At 45.1% G+C, this 15,288-nt stretch carries 18 protein-coding genes, 1 tRNA gene and 3 pseudogenes; 6 read left to right on the forward strand and 16 right to left on the reverse strand.

Annotated elements, in window-relative coordinates; translation table 11 throughout:
* Positions 1–2 precede the first annotated feature (2 nt).
* From recA to DXE44_RS11445, 4 genes are all read right to left on the reverse strand, one after another.
* Positions 3–1,085 carry a recombinase RecA gene (gene recA, locus DXE44_RS08070; RefSeq protein ID WP_415065543.1) on the reverse strand — a complete coding sequence of 361 codons (1,083 nt, stop codon included), beginning with the start codon at positions 1,083–1,085 and terminating at the stop codon, positions 3–5.
* Positions 1,086–1,206: 121 nt separating this feature from the next.
* Positions 1,207–1,416 (reverse strand): DUF2878 family protein, encoded by a 210-nt coding sequence (locus DXE44_RS11065; protein ID WP_197712930.1) that lies wholly within the window; start codon positions 1,414–1,416, stop codon positions 1,207–1,209.
* Positions 1,383–1,586, reverse strand: a complete 204-nt coding sequence (locus DXE44_RS11440) for a hypothetical protein (RefSeq protein ID WP_415065388.1) — start codon at positions 1,584–1,586, stop codon at positions 1,383–1,385. Before DXE44_RS11440 ends, DXE44_RS11065 begins: the two co-directional genes overlap by 34 nt.
* Positions 1,543–1,716, reverse strand: a complete 174-nt coding sequence (locus DXE44_RS11445) for a hypothetical protein (RefSeq protein ID WP_415065545.1) — start codon at positions 1,714–1,716, stop codon at positions 1,543–1,545. The genes DXE44_RS11440 and DXE44_RS11445 overlap by 44 nt, the downstream gene beginning before the upstream one ends.
* Between DXE44_RS11445 and DXE44_RS10415 the strand changes: the two genes are divergently transcribed.
* Positions 1,642–1,797, forward strand: coding sequence for a hypothetical protein (locus DXE44_RS10415; RefSeq protein WP_197712940.1), 156 nt, complete (start codon positions 1,642–1,644; stop codon positions 1,795–1,797). The two genes, DXE44_RS11445 and DXE44_RS10415, sit on opposite strands and share 75 nt — an antisense overlap.
* Before the next feature lie 5 nt (positions 1,798–1,802).
* Here the strand turns inward: DXE44_RS10415 and DXE44_RS08080 are convergent.
* From DXE44_RS08080 to DXE44_RS08090, 3 genes are all read right to left on the reverse strand, one after another.
* Positions 1,803–1,879 (reverse strand) — tRNA-Met (locus tag DXE44_RS08080).
* A gap of 39 nt (positions 1,880–1,918) precedes the next feature.
* Positions 1,919–2,572 (reverse strand): VTT domain-containing protein, encoded by a 654-nt coding sequence (locus tag DXE44_RS08085; protein WP_114653984.1) that lies wholly within the window; start codon positions 2,570–2,572, stop codon positions 1,919–1,921.
* 52 nt (positions 2,573–2,624) lie between these two features.
* On the reverse strand, positions 2,625–3,032 hold the full coding sequence (locus DXE44_RS08090) for a hypothetical protein (RefSeq protein WP_197712871.1): 408 nt from the start codon (positions 3,030–3,032) through the stop codon (positions 2,625–2,627).
* A gap of 46 nt (positions 3,033–3,078) precedes the next feature.
* Between DXE44_RS08090 and DXE44_RS08095 the strand changes: the two genes are divergently transcribed.
* Positions 3,079–3,690 (forward strand): MOSC domain-containing protein, encoded by a 612-nt coding sequence (locus tag DXE44_RS08095; RefSeq protein ID WP_114653986.1) that lies wholly within the window; start codon positions 3,079–3,081, stop codon positions 3,688–3,690.
* A gap of 60 nt (positions 3,691–3,750) precedes the next feature.
* Here the strand turns inward: DXE44_RS08095 and DXE44_RS08100 are convergent, their stop codons facing one another.
* The 5 genes and pseudogenes from DXE44_RS08100 to DXE44_RS11455 form a co-directional block, all read right to left on the reverse strand.
* Positions 3,751–5,421, reverse strand: a complete 1,671-nt coding sequence (locus tag DXE44_RS08100; protein WP_114654404.1) for an MFS transporter — start codon at positions 5,419–5,421, stop codon at positions 3,751–3,753.
* 151 nt (positions 5,422–5,572) lie between these two features.
* Positions 5,573–6,501, reverse strand: a pseudogene (locus DXE44_RS11450) (TRAP transporter large permease).
* Positions 6,501–6,899 (reverse strand): TRAP transporter large permease subunit, encoded by a 399-nt coding sequence (locus tag DXE44_RS11075; protein ID WP_269460681.1) that lies wholly within the window; start codon positions 6,897–6,899, stop codon positions 6,501–6,503. Before DXE44_RS11075 ends, DXE44_RS11450 begins: the two are co-directional and overlap by 1 nt.
* Complete coding sequence (locus tag DXE44_RS08110) at positions 6,892–7,416, reverse strand: TRAP transporter small permease subunit (protein ID WP_114653987.1); 525 nt, start codon at positions 7,414–7,416, stop codon at positions 6,892–6,894. Before DXE44_RS08110 ends, DXE44_RS11075 begins: the two co-directional genes overlap by 8 nt.
* 33 nt (positions 7,417–7,449) lie before the next feature.
* A pseudogene (locus tag DXE44_RS11455) lies at positions 7,450–8,549 on the reverse strand (TRAP transporter substrate-binding protein).
* A 236-nt stretch (positions 8,550–8,785) separates the two neighbouring features.
* On the opposite strand from DXE44_RS11455, the pseudogene DXE44_RS08120 reads away from it, so the two are divergent.
* A pseudogene (locus DXE44_RS08120) lies at positions 8,786–10,384 on the forward strand (gamma-glutamyltransferase family protein).
* Here the strand turns inward: DXE44_RS08120 and DXE44_RS08125 are convergent.
* Entirely contained in the window at positions 10,371–11,000 is a 630-nt protein-coding gene (locus tag DXE44_RS08125) for a trimeric intracellular cation channel family protein (protein WP_114653988.1), read from the reverse strand. The pseudogene DXE44_RS08120 and the gene DXE44_RS08125 overlap by 14 nt on opposite strands.
* 80 nt (positions 11,001–11,080) lie before the next feature.
* Here DXE44_RS08125 and maiA point away from each other — a divergent pair, with 80 nt between their 5' ends.
* The gene (maiA, locus tag DXE44_RS08130; protein ID WP_114653989.1) at positions 11,081–11,761 is read left to right on the forward strand and encodes a maleylacetoacetate isomerase; all 681 of its coding nucleotides are present in this window, start codon (positions 11,081–11,083) and stop codon (positions 11,759–11,761) included.
* Here maiA and DXE44_RS11235 read toward each other — a convergent pair.
* The 3 genes from DXE44_RS11235 to DXE44_RS08145 all read right to left on the reverse strand — a co-directional run bounded on the left by DXE44_RS11235 (position 11,732) and on the right by DXE44_RS08145 (position 14,439).
* Positions 11,732–12,565, reverse strand: a complete 834-nt coding sequence (locus tag DXE44_RS11235) for an AEC family transporter (RefSeq protein WP_331851859.1) — start codon at positions 12,563–12,565, stop codon at positions 11,732–11,734. The two genes, maiA and DXE44_RS11235, sit on opposite strands and share 30 nt — an antisense overlap.
* Positions 12,566–12,676: 111 nt before the next feature.
* The gene (locus DXE44_RS08140) at positions 12,677–13,201 is read right to left on the reverse strand and encodes a gamma carbonic anhydrase family protein (RefSeq protein ID WP_114653990.1); all 525 of its coding nucleotides are present in this window, start codon (positions 13,199–13,201) and stop codon (positions 12,677–12,679) included.
* A 35-nt stretch (positions 13,202–13,236) separates the two neighbouring features.
* Complete coding sequence (locus DXE44_RS08145) at positions 13,237–14,439, reverse strand: ammonium transporter (protein WP_114653991.1); 1,203 nt, start codon at positions 14,437–14,439, stop codon at positions 13,237–13,239.
* A gap of 138 nt (positions 14,440–14,577) precedes the next feature.
* On the opposite strand from DXE44_RS08145, the gene DXE44_RS08150 reads away from it, so the two are divergent.
* Together DXE44_RS08150 and DXE44_RS08155 are read left to right on the forward strand one after the other, a co-directional pair.
* Positions 14,578–14,940, forward strand: coding sequence for a Rap1a/Tai family immunity protein (locus DXE44_RS08150; RefSeq protein ID WP_114654405.1), 363 nt, complete (start codon positions 14,578–14,580; stop codon positions 14,938–14,940).
* 48 nt (positions 14,941–14,988) lie between these two features.
* A complete protein-coding gene (locus tag DXE44_RS08155) occupies positions 14,989–15,276 on the forward strand; it encodes a glycine zipper domain-containing protein (RefSeq protein ID WP_114653992.1) in 288 nt (95 codons plus the stop codon).
* Positions 15,277–15,288 lie beyond the last annotated feature (12 nt).

The raw sequence follows: 15,288 nt of genomic DNA on the forward strand, positions 1-15,288 counted from the left end.
AATTACACTTCCTCTTCTTCACTCAAAACGTCGCTCACTACTGCTGTGCCAGCCTTGACACCCAATTTCGCACGAATCTTCGATTCGATATCTTGTGCAATGGCTGGGTTCTCTTTTAAGAACTCGCGCACATTATCTTTTCCTTGACCAATCCGATCACCGTTGTAGCTATACCAAGAGCCTGATTTTTCTACGATATCGGCTTCAACACCCATATCAATAATTTCACCTTCTCTAGAGATACCGGCGCCGTACATGATGTCAAAAATGGCTTCGCGGAATGGAGGTGAGACCTTATTCTTTACCACCTTCACACGAGTCTCATTACCGACCACTTCATCACCCTTCTTAATACTGCCGATACGGCGAATGTCTAAGCGCATAGAAGCGTAAAACTTCAGCGCATTACCGCCAGTAGTGGTTTCAGGGGAACCAAACATCACGCCAATCTTCATTCGAATTTGGTTAATGAAAATGACTGTGGTGTTCGTACGTTTAATTGCGCCAGTTAATTTGCGCAATGCTTGACTCATCAAACGCGCCTGCAGACCCGGTAATGAATCACCCATGTCACCTTCAATTTCAGCTCTTGGTACCAAGGCTGCTACTGAGTCGATCACGATTAAATCGATTGAACCTGAACGCACCAATGCATCCGCAATTTCCAATGCTTGCTCGCCAGTATCGGGCTGAGAAATCAATAGATTATTAACGTCTACGCCCAAGCGTGAAGCATATTGAACATCCAAAGCATGCTCAGCATCGATGAACGCGCATGTGCCGCCAATCTTTTGCATTTCTGCAATTGCATGCAATGTGAGTGTTGTTTTGCCTGATGATTCAGGACCGTATATTTCAATGACGCGACCGCGCGCTAAACCACCAACACCCAGAGCAATATCTAAACCTAATGACCCACTAGAAACCACTTGAATATCTTGATGAATCTCTGCATCACCCAATCTCATGATTGAGCCTTTGCCAAATTGCTTTTCAATTTGCGCCAAAGCAGCCGTTAATGCCTTTTGCTTATCTCCACTCATGCCGTCAAACTCTGATGAGGCTGATTTCTTCTTATTATCCAAGGCCATTTTTTAATTCCTTTTTGCTATGTATTGGGCTTTTTCCCGAAGTTTCTGTACTGCTTAACAACTTAGAAGTTACTGTATATAAAAACAGTAGTATTTGCAAGAAACTTTTTTGGCTCTAAGGCTGATTTTTATCTAGGACCACTCTTACGCGATCCCAATACATGAACAGTGGCATTGCCGCACCCCAAACGATTGCCAAAAGTATGAGTCCGCCCACTTGCCCCTGTGGCCCCCATGCTCCAGCACCCATTCTGATGTCAGCTTCATAAGACATCGGGCCTGCAATTGCACCTAATACTGCTGCCAGAATAGGCCTTCCACGCAGCTAGGACAGCGATCCATTGATTGTGCTGGCAACCAAGGCCAGAGCGTCCACATCCAAATGGGTGATAAATATCTGCTTGGCCAAGCATCTTCAAAGATTAAAAATCCAGATAAAGATATAAGTGAGTCAGCACTTACTCCATATACAGATGCCTTGAATAATAGACTCATCTCCAAAGATGGCTGATTGGAGCGGGCAATATGGATAGCCAGATAGAGTAAGGTAATGACAACAGGCCAAAAACACCTGATGATTTGCAGCGCCAATGACACAAGCAAACCAACCCAACTGGAAAAGCACAAAGTTCCAAAATTTAGTCATCGCTTACGCCCAAGCAGTCACACCCAAGAAAAAGGCCACTGCCGCTGGGCAATGGCCTAAAGATATGGTGGCGAATCAGGGATTTGAACCCCGGACCTGCGGATTATGATTCCGTTGCTCTAACCAGCTGAGCTAATTCGCCGAAGCTGTGATTTTAGCTTATTTGAATAAGTCGATCAATTTATTTACTACGGTGAGAGAGCTTGTTAAAGACCTCTTTGACGAAAATCCAAAGAGCTGGCGAGCCCGGAATGACAATCATTGCCAGCGCCACTAGTGAGAAATTGCTTTTCACCCAGGGGTGATCGCCAATTAAGAACCCAAGGCTAGACAGGCTGCAGACCCAAAGAATGCCACCAACAACGTTATAGAAAATAAAGACGGAATAGCGCATATGCGCCACCCCAGCTACAAAGGGGGCGAAAGTACGAATAAATGGCATAAAACGCCCGAGAACAATGGTAATTGGGCCATATTTCTCATAAAAGGCATCCGCCTTATCAAATGCATTCCGATTAAACCAACGTGAGTTTTCCCAAGAAAAAACTCGGTTACCAATTTTTCTACCGATGGAGTAATTCAGAGCATCGCCCGTTACTGCAGCTGTAGTGAGAAGGGCCATCAATGCAAATAAATCTAAGCCCCCTACCGCTGCAATTGCACCTGCAACAAACAGCAAAGAGTCGCCGGGCAAAAAGGGCATCACTACTAAACCAGTTTCGACAAAAATAATGACGAATAGCAGGGCATAAATCCAAACACCCCACTGGTTAGCAACTAATGCCAGATTTTTATCTAGATGTAGAAATAGATCGATGAGGTATGAAAAGTCCAAAAGGGCTCCAGGGTTTTAATAGGTGAGCTGATGTTAGGTCTGAGCTAGGATGCTACTTGATTTGAAAAGTGCTGATGGCTTCATCTCGGTTGTAACGAACAAAAACCTCAACCTTCTTTGCCAAAAAGAGTTTTTTGAGCACCTCATCCTTATTCTCAAAGGTAATTGCGGTTTGCTCAGGGTAACGTGAGAAAGGATCGCTCATCACTTCAATAGGCTGATCATCGATCTTTATTAAACGAATTGTGCGCTTATAAAGGCGGTCGGGTCTAATGAAAATGAGGCGCTTAATATATTTATCGAGCACTAGCTTTTGCCCCTGCTCATTGGTTTTAAAGTAGTACACGAGCTCATCTTTGCCGTTGACGGTGAAGTCGCGCTCTTCCTCCCATTTTGCTAGGGCGGACTGACTCAGACAAATACTCAGAATCACCCCTACTACGATCCTATACAGTTGCATTATTTGCTTTCTTGATGTGATCGTTCAATCTTATCAGTGAATCTCTATGCGACTACTATCTATCTCCTGCGGCAAAGCAACTTCCTTATTTGGAGTAAATCATCCCAACTACTCAAGCGTAGCTTCCGCGATTAATAAAAAGCCAGTTAGCACGCTAAGCCAAGCAGTTCCAGTGGAAATCAAATCCTTGGGCGTTGTGGGTGACGAACAGGCTGATTTATCAGTACATGGCGGCCTTGAAAAAGCGATATATGTTTATCCAATCGAGCACTATGCATTTTGGAATGAACTGCTCAGCAGAGAAACCAAGCAAATAGTTAATCTCCCGATTGGCTCCATGGGTGAGAACTTCACGATCGAAGGACTTCTTGAGGATGAAGTATTTGTGGGGGATAAGTTGTCCATTGGCGAACTTGAATTTACTGTCGCTAAACTGAGAGAGCCATGTTTTAAGTTCAACGCAAAGATGAAATATAAAGGCGCGGCCAAGGCAATGCTGCAGCCCGGAAAAAGTGGCTGGTACTTACGGGTTAACAAACCAGGAATACTTGCAGCAGGCGCCAAGATTGATCTCACACCTGGACAAAGAATCACCTCAATAGCCAGTCAAAACAAAGCCCTCTTTCAGCACGGGAACCAAAAAGATCTTTGGGATTAATGTTGGCAATAAAAAACCCGACCATAGAATGATCGAGTTTTTGACAGAGCAAAAAATTAACTAATCGTTCGCATAAATATCAACATCTTTTGTCTCGCGAATAAATAAAGTACCAATCACCAATGTAATCGCAGCAATAATGATCGGATACCAAAGACCATAGTAAATGTTTCCGTTTTGAGCCACCAGGGCAAATGATATTGTTGGTAGTAAACCCCCAAACCAGCCGTTACCAATATGGTAGGGCAAGGACATTGATGTATAGCGAATGCGTGTTGGGAACATCTCAACCAACATTGCTGCAATAGGGCCATACACCATGGTCACCAAAATGACTAAATAAGCCAACAACAAGAGCACTGGCACATAACTGATTTCTTCAGGATTGGCTTTCGCTGGATAGCCCGCATAATTTAGAGCATTACGGATAGCATTTTTAAGCTCTGCGTCTCTCGACTGACTCTCTACTAAAGTCATTCCCCTTGCTGAATACGCCTGAATTTCAGTTTCACCAATTTTGATAATGGCAGCACTTCCCACTGCACCAGGAATTGTTTTGTAGCTGGCAGAGTTAGATGCCATAACCTGCTTAGCAATGTCACATGAACTCACAAACTTAGCCGTGCCAGTTGGATTGAGCTGGAAACTACACTCACTCAAATCAATAGTAATTGTTGCTGGTGCAGCAACCATCGCTTTTTCTAAGGCAGGATTTGCGAAGTGGGTTAATGCATTAAAGACAGAAACTGGTGTGCCCGGGATATAGGTCACTACAGCGAGCAATAGGCCACCCATGATGATGACCTTGCGCCCAATCATGTCCGACAAGGTTCCAAAAATAACAAAGAATGGTGTACCAATGATTAAAGCGGCAGTGATTAATAGATTAGCTGTTGTGGAGTCTACTTTGAGTACCTGAGTAAGGTAGAACAAAGCATAAAACTGGCCTGTGTACCACACCACTGCTTGACCAGCCACCAAGCCAAATAAGGCCAAGAGAACAATCTTTAAATTCTTCCAGCGGGCAAACGACTCGGTCAGCGGCGCTTTAGATAGCTTGCCCTCCTCTTTCATTTTTTTGAAAGCGGGCGATTCATTCATGGACAAACGAATCCAAATCGATATGCCAAGCAATGCAATGGATACGACAAATGGAATACGCCATCCCCAAACCTCAAAATCAGAACCCGTTAGCTCACGAGCACCCAAGATCACTAGTAGGGATAAAAACAAACCCAAAGTAGCCGTCGTCTGAATCCAAGATGTATATGCACCGCGACGACCATGAGGTGCATGCTCGGCAACATAAGTGGCAGCACCACCATATTCACCACCTAAAGCCAAGCCCTGCAGCATCCGCAATGCGATGAGGATGACTGGGGCAGCGACACCAATCGAGTCGTAATTTGGCAAGATGCCAACAACAAATGTTGAGACACCCATCAATAAAATGGTGACTAGGAAGGTGTACTTACGACCAATCAGATCTCCTAGTCGTCCAAATACCAAAGCACCAAAAGGCCGCACGATAAAACCAGCAGCAAAAGCCAACAAGGCAAAAATAAAAGCAGAACCCTGGTCTAGCCCTGAGAAAAACCGTTTGGCGATAATGGCGGCCAATGAGCCATATAAATAAAAGTCATACCATTCGAAAACGGTGCCCAAGGACGAAGCAAAAATAACTTTACGTTCCTCAGCAGTCATGGGGGTGACCTTAGTTGATTGTGACATCTCCAACATTCCTAATAATTTTTTTCAGGGGCAGATTATCCCTTGGAAATTTACTTTCAAATATCAGAATTAGGGTAATTCCTCATCAAAGTAAAAAAAATTTGATGCAAAAAGAGGAGGCGTTGCCTCCTCTTTTTTCTAACCAACTCTTCTACCAACCAATTGCTTTAGGCAACCAAAGTGAAATTTGTGGGTAGTAGAAAACTAGGAACAATGCTACGCCCTGCATAAACAAGAACGGCAAGACACCAATGTACAAGTCCCGAATCTTTACTTCGGGCGGGGCAACTCCTTTGAGATAAAAGAGTGCCCAACCAAATGGCGGGGTTAAGAATGATGATTGCAAACAAACCGTAATCGTCATCGCAATCCAAACGGGATCTGCACCTTGCGCCAAAAGAACAGGTAGGAATAAAGGAACGGCAATGTAACTAATTTCAATCCACTCAATAAAAAATCCGAGTACAAAAATTAGCAAGAGCATGAACCAAATATCGCTATTAATTCCGCCAGGTATTACCTTGAACATCCCAGAGATGAGCTCCTCACCATTAAGCCCCCTAAAGGACAAAGCAAAGACTTGTGCGCAAATTAAAATAAACATCATTAAGGCGCTAATCTTGGTAGTATCTATTGCGACTTGCTTCAAAATGTCCCACTTGAAGCGACCAGAAAAAAAGTCACCAAAATTGAGCCAACAGCACCCATCGCTGCAGCTTCAGTTGGTGCAGCAACACCGCCAACGATAGAACCTAATACAGCAACTACCAACATAATTGGTGGAACCACGACTTTCCAAAAACGCACCCATAGCTCTTTACCCGAAACACGACTGCGTTCTTCCTTGGGAATAGGTGGCATCAAATCAGGTTTGAGCCAGCCTAAGATCAAAATGAAGGCTATATAAACCACCACCAAAATGAGCCCAGGGCCCACTGCAGCGGCAAACAAAGTACCAACCGACAGCTGCATGATGTCAGAGAGCAAAATTAAAATGAGACTAGGTGGAATAATTTGACCCAAAGTACCAGAGGCGCAAATTGCACCGCAGGCAATACTCTTGTTATAGCCACGTCGTATTAAGGTTGGCGCGGGGTCAACAGACCCAAGGTGATGACGGTAGCACCAACAATCCCGGTGGTAGCACCCATCAAAGCTCCGAACAAAATAATTCCGACCGCCATGCCGCCCTTGACACCACCAGCAATGTGCCCAATCACGTCTAGCAAATCATCCGCTAGCCGGGATTTTTCCAGCATGATCCCCATAAAGATAAACAAGGGAATTGCAAGCCATTGATAACCCGCCACAATGCCAAACACTCTCGCTGGCAATAAGTTAAACAAGGATGTTCCGAATCCTAAAAATCCAAATACGAATCCCACTGTCGCCAAAGTAATAGCAACTGGAACACCAATCATCAATAAAATGAAAAAACCAATCAGCATCAGAATGGCCATCACATGCATATCAAACATGCTGACCTCCTTTGGTGCTATAACCATTCAGAATCACGCGGCACAACTCGCCGACACCCTGCAAGGCAAGTAAAGTAAATCCAATTGGGATCAAGCCCTTCACAATCCAGCGATAAGGAATGCCCCCTGGATCAGGAGACATTCCTCCGATGGAAAAAGACTGGACAACATATGATGAGGATAGGTAAATAAATAGTAGCGCTACGATGATAGTCAGTACCGCTGAAATAATATCGACACGATATTTAGTCTTAGGCGAGTAATTGGCGTAGAACAAATCTACCCGAACATTATCACCACGCAATAAGGCATAGCTCATACCGAATAAGATTAATGCTGCTAATAGATGCCACTCAAGCTCTTGTGCCCACACTGAACCAATACTCATGGAGTATCGTAAAAAAACGTTGACTGTAATTAATCCCACAATGGCCAAGGCCACGTAAGACGTGGCCTTGCCAGTGAAATCAATTAAGCCTTCGATACGCAATGCGATTTTTAGTAAAAAAGGGTGCACTGATATTCCTAACTTAAATGATTAGAACGAAAATCAACCGCGAATTTTGCTATGGTATGTAGCCTCGCTATAAGAGGCCCAAGAGTCATAGTTCCGCTTAAAGGCAAAATAAGAATCATGTACTTTCTTAGTCATAGGATCAGCGGCAGCAGACTCGTCCAATATCTTCTTAGTTTCAGCGCGCATCGCAGCCACCACTGAATCTGGTAATTGCAGAGCGGTAACGCCTTGCTTCTCAACCAAATCTTTCATTGCTTCAGCATTGTTACGCTGACACCATGCTTCACCGATTACATTGCATGCAGCCGATGCGTTTTGAACTACCGCTTGCAGATCTTTAGGTAACTTTTCCCAAGCAGCTTTATTGATTAAGAGCTCAGAGGTAGTTGCTGGCTCATGCCAACCAGTGGTGTAGTAGAACTTGGCTGCCTTTTGCAATCCAAGACGACGGTCTTGATATGGGCCAACGAATTCAGCTGCATCAATCACGCCACGCTCAAGCGCCGGGAAATCTCACCGCCTGACAATACCTTCACATCAACACCCAACTTGGCATAGACCTTACCAGCAAGTCCTGGGATACGCATTTTTAAACCTTTGAGATCTGCGACGCTATTAATTTTCTTCTTAAACCAACCAGTCATTTGCACGCCGGTATTGCCGCAAGGCATTGCAATCATTCCAAATGGTGCATAGGTTTCATTCCAGAGATCAATACCGCCACCGTCATATAGCCAACCATTCATACCCTGGAAATTTAGGCCAAATGGCACAGCAGTAAAGTACTGAGCTGCAAATGTTTTACCAGTCCAGAAATAACTGTTGGCACGATTCATTTCAACTGTGCCAGAACGTACCGCATCAAAACCCTCGAATGCCGGGATCAACTCGCCCGCTCCAAATACTTGAATCTTTAAACGGCCATTAGACATCTCGCCGATGCGTTTAGCCAAGTCAGTTGCGCTACCAGGTCCATCCATGTAAAACGGTGAGCCTTTTGGATAGGCGCCGGTCATCTTCCAATTAAATGTTTGTGATGATTGGGCCTGAACAATTGCTGGAGCGCCCAAGGCAATCCCCGCAACACCAGCTCCAATACCCGTACTCAAAAATTTCCGACGATTTGTAGTCATTAAGCTCTCCTTTAATTGATCTCGTGTTGGAAGCAAACATCACCTTGCCCCTCGATAACAATTTATTCAAACTTGAGTTCAATCGTCAGTAGAAATACTTACTTGTGGGCATAAAAACACCTGTCTGGTGCAGGCGCATCTTTTTGGGGCAATAAATCGATTAAATTCAAAAGCGTGAAAAAATGAATTACTAAAATTTGTTGTATCTAATAAAACTAAAAAAGGGACTAATAACCATGCAACAAAAATGGGGTATTCGTGGAATGGCGGTAGCGCCACACTCACTGGCATCTGAATCAGCTTTGAAGGTTCTTCGTGATGGTGGCAATGCATTAGAAGCAATGATTGCTGCAGCAGCAACTATTGCAGTGGTTTATCCCCACATGAATTCGATTGGTGAAGACTCATTCTGAGTTGTTCATTCACCCGGAAAAGCAATGGGGGGCATTGACGCTTGCGGAGCCGCAGCAGGATTGGCCACTAAAAACTGGTACGCAGAGCGCGGCATTACTAAAGCGATTCCATTCAGAGGCGCTGTTGCAGCCAACACTGTTGCAGGCACTATTTCTGGTTGGGGTGCTGCTCAGAAACTTTCCCAACAAGGTCTTTGCGGTAAGCTTCCACTCTCACGACTCTTAGCTGACGCCATCTACTATGCGGAAGCTGGCGTGCCAGTCACTTATAGTCAATCAAGCTTAACTGCCAAGAAGCGAGCGGAGCTTATTGATATTCCAGGTTTTGCAAATACCTTTTTAGTAAACGGCCAAGCACCTGCAGTCGGCAGCATCTTCAAACAAGATCGCCTCGCTAAGACCTTGCGCCAAATTGCCCGCAAAGGCACTGAGGATTATTACCGCGGAGACTTAGCAGAGCTATTAGCCAAAGAACTGACGGAATTAGGCAGCCCATTGAGACTAAGCGACCTTCATCGTCACCACGCAAAATTAATTGATCCACTGGAGTTAAAACACAGCCTGGGAAATGTCTACAACATGACCCCACCAACCCAAGGTGTCGTATCGTTGATGATCCTGGGAATATTAGATCAACTTAATCTCAAGCGCTTCAAAGTAGATAGCGCTGAGTATGTCCACCATTGCGTAGAGGCAACTAAACAAGCCTTTAAGGTAAGAGATCAATATGTCACCGATCCGGCATACATGACTAAACACGCACAGTCTTTCTTGGCGCCAGCATTCTTAAAAAAACTGGCTAAAAATATTGATCCCGAAAGAGCATTACCTTGGGGTCAAGGTAAGGGTCCTACTGACACAATTTGGATGGGCGTAGTCGATGGTGAGGGCAACTGCGTTTCCTTCATTCAGAGTATTTATCATGAATTTGGTGCAGGAATTGTGCTGCCGAAATCCGGCGTCAATTGGCAAAATCGCGGCTGCAGTTTTTCATTAGACCCCAAAACACTCAATCACCTAGAGCCTTATCGCAAACCATTTCATACATTAAATCCAGCAATGGCTTTATTTAAAGATGGGCGTTCTATGGTTTATGGAACGATGGGAGGCGATGGACAACCCCAAACACAATGTGCAGTATTTACGCGCACAGCCACCTATGGACTAGACCCTCAAGATGCAATTAGCCGTCCTCGCTGGCTATTGGGAAGAACCTGGGGGCAAACAAGTGATAGCTTAAAACTCGAATCACGTTTTAACCCCTGGGTCGCTAAAGAGCTCCATGCCCTTGGGCATGAAATTGAAATGCTAGATGCCTTTGATGAAACCGTAAGCCATGCGGGCTGCATTATTCGAGAGCCCTCCGGAACCTTGCGCGGCGGCTGGGACCCTCGTAGCGATAGCGCAGTTAGCGCATTTTAGTAATGAATAATTTGGGTACGCGTAGATCCCAATGAATGGCAGCTACGCGTAATCCGAATATAGCCAGCATGCAAACTACCGAAGCTTCTAGCGTGTATTGCGGCAAGTAATTCAGCGCTAATACATAGAGGGTGCATCCAATAGTCACAGGAATCGCATATAGCTCATGGGACATCAGCAAGGTTTTTCTACCTGCCAAGACATCTCGTAACAGACCACCCCCAATAGCAGTAACCACACCCAAGATGACAGGTGCTACCGGTAATCCGAACCCTAGATTCCAGACTTTATCCGCCCCTTGAATCCCAAACAAAGCGGCGCCTAGACCATCTATATAAAGCATCGTCCGATAGATCTGCGGTTGAGTAAAAAACGATTCCGCTACAAACGTCAACACACAAGCACCAAAAGCAACCCAGATATAAATTTGCGAAATTGACCAAAAAGCTGGGACGTCCAAAATCATGTCGCGAATCGTACCGCCGCCAATTGCAGTAATGACGCCCAAAACCAGGACGCCAAATAAATCAACACCACGATCAGAGATTGCTAAAACCCCTGTAACAGCAAAGGCAACTGTGGCGATCATGCCAATCCAGAAATTAATTTGATCCATGACCTTGAGTCTAAAGCACTCGGGTGTGACGAGCAATGAAGTCCTGAATATACTGAGACTTACGATCACAGGAAATTCTTATGAAAACCCAACTTTATAGTTTTTGGCGTAGCTCAGCAGCTTTTAGGGTGCGCATTGCCCTCAATTTAAAAGGGGTGGATCATCAAATCATTCCGATTCATCTTCTCAAGAATGGTGGCGAACAGACTAGTGCGCAATACACAGATAAAAATCCTACTCGCTTAGTGCCTCTTTTGATTGCAGGTGATCATGCTATTCATCAATCACTAGCCATCATTGAGTATCTTGAAGAAACGCACCCCAACCCGCCACTACTCCCCAAGAGTGCAATCGATCGGGCGTGGGTGCGCGCTTTAGCAATGGATATAGCCGTCGATGTTCATCCGATTGGTAATTTGCGAGTGCTACGCTACTTAATGAAAAACTTGGGTGTTAGTGCAGAGAACAAAGATGTCTGGAGTCAGCATTGGATGATGCTGGGTTTAGGGAGCCTAGAGAAACAATTAGCTAAAGACGCTAGGGTAGGTCGCTTTGCTTATGGAGATGCGCCAGGTCTTGTCGATATTTGTTTAGTGCCACAAATATTTAATGCGCTCAGTGCCAAGTTGGACATGAAAATCTACCCGACACTCATGAAGATATTTAATGAATGCATGACCTTGCCTGCTTTCATTGATGCGGCCTGGGAAAAACAAATTGATGCGGAGGGATTAAACCCCTCTATTCCACCAAAGGAATAGTGAGAGCGTCAGTAGTGATCCAACGGTAGTTACAAGCACTACTCGAGAAATGACTCTGCCATCTGCCATGTAGTACTGAGCCAGCATGTATGGTCCTGTGCCAGTTGGCATTGCTGCCAGTATTACCGCCGCATTAACCCATAGCGTAGGTAATTCCAGAAGAGGGTCAGCAATTAACCAGGCAATGATTGGCTGAATAATCAGCTTGCCGAAGCTAATACCCCACACCTTGCTCGAAGCATTTTCATCTTTACGAATCAGAAATAATCCGATTGATACCAACGCGCAAGGTGTTGCTGCTGCAGCCAAAAATGAAATCACTTGTGCCAATGGGTCGTAAATCACCCAACCAGAAGCAGACCATGCTAGACCTAATACGGGTGACACTAAGAGCGGATTTGAGGCCAAGGATTTCAGCACACTCCAAACTATTTCATGGGACTTTTTATGCGACAACATGTCGATCTCAATCAGAATCGTCGCCAATGCAAACAGAATAAACACTAGGAAAGTAGCAATAATCGCGGGTGCCAGACCATCTTGACCAAGCGCTAGTAGGCATAACGGAATACCCATGTAGCCAGTATTCGAATAAGAGGCACTCAAACCAGCAAAGCTTGCAGCTGCTAAATCACGCCCTTGATACCAATAAAAGATGAGGACGAGAGAAAAAACAATTAAGGCGCTAATTAAAAAAGCAGCAATAAACCCGGGGCGCCAGAGTGTCTCCCAACCACTATTGGCTGCGAAGTTAAAGAGTTGAGCGGGTAGCGCAAGCCAGATAACAAATCGATTGAGTTCAATAGATGCATTCGCGCCTAACTTACCACTTTTGCCACTTAAAGTAGCCTAATAAGATGAGTGCAAATACGGGTAAGAGAACGTTAAAGACGTAGATCACGGGATAAGTCTTAATTACGCAATCTTGCGTAGTGTTGATTGATAACGAAGAGCATTCTGAACATAACGTCCAGCAATGTCGTTAATACCAGTAATCTGTTCAGGACTGAGCAATTTAACAACTTTCGCCGGCGCGCCCAAAATCATGGAGCCATCCGGAAACTCTTTTCCCTCAGTGATTAAAGCGCCTGCACCTACAAGACAGTTTTTACCAATTTTGGCGCCATTCAAAATAACCGCACCAATACCAATCAAACTACCGTCACCAATCTGACAACCGTGCAGCATCACTTTGTGACCAACAGTAACGCGTTTGCCAATGACCAAGGGATAGCCTGGGTCAGTATGCAAGACAGAAGCATCTTGCACATTACTGCCCTCACCAATCTGAATATGGTCGTTGTCCCCGCGTACTACTACCTGAGGCCAAACGCTCGCATTTTTTTGGAGCTCTACCATGCCGATTACTTCAGCGCTCTCGGCAACCCAAGCCCCCTCAGCTAACTGGGGAGCATTTCCGCCTAGTTCAAATATAGCCATGACCCATTATAGGTAATGGCTATATTTATGAAAGCCTACCAGTTAGGTTCGCGGTCTGGCGTTGAAGAAATACGATGAATACTCAAATCAACACCGTCATACTCTTCTTCATGCGACATACGGATGCCCAGGAATGCTTTCAAGAGACCGTAAACCACGATACCCCCCACCAAAGCAATCCCTATTCCGATGAAGCTACCAATGAACTGCCCCTTGAAGCTAACGCCACCCATGCCGCCGAGAGCCTTGCTTCCAAAAATACTTGCTGCTAAACCGCCCCACAAACCACATAAGCCGTGTAATGGCCAAATGCCCAATACATCGTCAATCTTCCAGCGGTTTTGCACTAAGGTGAACATATAGACAAACAGGCCGCCGGCAATTAAGCCCACGATTAATGCACCCAATGGATGCATTAAGTCTGATCCAGCGCAGACAGCCACCAAACCAGCCAAAGGGCCGTTGTAAGTAAAGCCAGGATCATTACGACCAATCACCCATGCCGCCAAAGTCCCACCAACCATTGCCATCAAAGAGTTCATGGCGACTAAGCCGCTGACCTTATCAATGGTCTGCGCACTCATCACATTAAAGCCAAACCAACCCACTGCCAAAATCCAAGCACCCAAAGCCAAGAAAGGAATGCTTGATGGTGGGTGTGCGGCAATGTGGCCTTCTTTGGTGTAGCGGCCACGACGAGCACCCAACAAAATAACCGCTGGCAATGCAATCCACCCTCCTACTGCATGGACCACGATCGAGCCCGCAAAGTCATGGAACTCTTCGCCAGTCAGCCCCTTAATCCAGGCCTGAATACCGTAGTGCTGATTCCATGCAATACTCTCAAAGAAGGGATAGACAAAGCCCACCAAGACAAAGGTTGCAATTAATTGGGGATTAAATTTCGCACGCTCCGCAATGCCGCCAGAAATAATGGCTGGAATTGCAGCAGCAAAGGTCAATAAGAAAAAGAATTTGACTAGCTCATAGCCATTTTTCTCGGCCAATAATTCCGCCCCTGAGAAAAAGTTCACGCCATAAGCAATGCTGTAGCCAATAAAGAAATAAGCGATTGTCGAAACAGCAAAGTCGACCAAGATTTTGACTAAAGCATTGACTTGGTTCTTTTTGCGAACCGTGCCCAACTCTAAAAAAGCAAACCCTGCATGCATGGCCAAAACCATAATGACGCCGAGCAATATAAATAGGACATCACTGCCTGATTTCAAGACTTCCATTGAAGTACCCCCCTGATATTTTGTGCATCATTATGGGGAATATATAGGGCAAATTTTTCTGGTATTGCACTCATTTAGTGCAATTTATGGGCGTCAATATGGTTTATGATCGAAATACATACACTCGAGGGAGAACCCATGAAAAAAGTTTTATCAATTTTGGCTATTTTGGCCGCTTTTTCTGGCTTGGCACAAGCACAGGAAAAAATTCCCGTTCTGAGCACTCAAGAGCTGGCAAAGGTCTGCAAATTACCAGCTAGCCCAGAATCCCGTAGCTTTTGTATTGGTTACACCACTGCTATTTATGACACTTACTTAGCCACACGTCACCCACAACGCGCCAAGCCTTACATTTGCGTTAAGCAACCAGCTCCGGCTCGTGATGAAGTTATTGGTGAGTTTGTAAAATTTGCTGATGCTAATCAACAGACTGCGGGCAAACCGGCAGCTGGCGTTTTCTTGGGCTTCTTAGCAGCACGCTTTCCTTGCGCCAGAAAATAATCCAAGCCACTCAGCATATTTAATCTATAGACATAAGGAACAGTTGATATGAAAAAAATTATCGCTATTACTGCTGCAACCCTAGCAATCGTAGGTTGCTCCAACATGAGCAAGACAGAACAACGCACCTTATCTGGCGCTGGTATCGGCGCAGCTGCAGGCGCAGTTGGTACAGCTATTTTTCACGGCAATCCAATCTGGGGTGCAGTTGGTGGCGCAGCAGTTGGTGCAGCATCTGGCTATGTATACGATGCCCACAAAAAAGAGCAAGCATCTGAATACAACTCTGGTTACAACGCTGGCAAAAATAATCAACCAGCTAAAGCACCGAACTAATCTGCCATTACT

This window comes from Polynucleobacter necessarius (genome assembly GCF_900095175.1).
GTDB classification, from domain to species: Bacteria; Pseudomonadota; Gammaproteobacteria; order Burkholderiales; family Burkholderiaceae; genus Polynucleobacter; species Polynucleobacter necessarius_I.